This is a genomic window from Xanthobacter sp. BG11Y11_SDJG, assembly GCF_057364445.1.
Genome location: NZ_JBNFNU010000864.1, coordinates 1 through 618, shown reverse-complemented (window position 1 = coordinate 618; position 618 = coordinate 1). Strand labels below are relative to the sequence as shown.

The window sequence follows — 618 nt, the reverse complement described above, 5'->3', positions numbered from 1 at the left end:
CGGCGCGGTGAGCGAGCGCCTCCATCAGCCACGCCTCGGCGGCGCCGATGTCGGCGACCGCCGGCCCGTCCGGCAATGGCGGGCGGGCGATCAGGATCACGTCGATGCCGAGCGCGCGGGCGGCGGCGATCTTGCCGTAGGTGGCCGCCCCGCCGCTGTTCTTGGCGACCATGGCGTCGATGCCGTGGGCGGCGAGCAGCGCCCGGTCGCCTTCTTGCGTGAACGGGCCGCGGCCGAGCACATAATGCGCGTGTGGAACCGCCAGCGGGGGCAAGACGGGATCGACGCTGCGCACCACATAGGAATGCTGCGGCGCCGCCTCCGCCGCGCGCACCTCGTTGCGCCCCAGCGCCAGGAACACGCGGCGCGGTTGGGCGCCCAAAGCGGCGATGGCGGCCGGAACATCTGCCGCCTCGCGCCAGCGGTCTCCCGCCTCGCGCGCCCATGGCGGACGCCGCAGCGCGAGCAGCGGCACGCCGGCGGCGGCGCAGGCTTCGGCCGCGTTGGCGGAGATGCGGGCGGCATAGGGATGGGTGGCATCGATCACCGCCGCCGATTCGCTTGCGCCTTCAGATAGGATTGGAGGCCTGCGGCCCCGCCGAAGCCGCCGACGCGCAC

At 74.6% G+C, this 618-nt stretch carries 1 pseudogene; it reads right to left on the bottom strand.

The features are described from left to right. Nucleotides 1–618 (bottom strand): annotated as a pseudogene (locus AC2W7M_RS27015) (cobalt-precorrin-6A reductase); the annotation flags it as partial.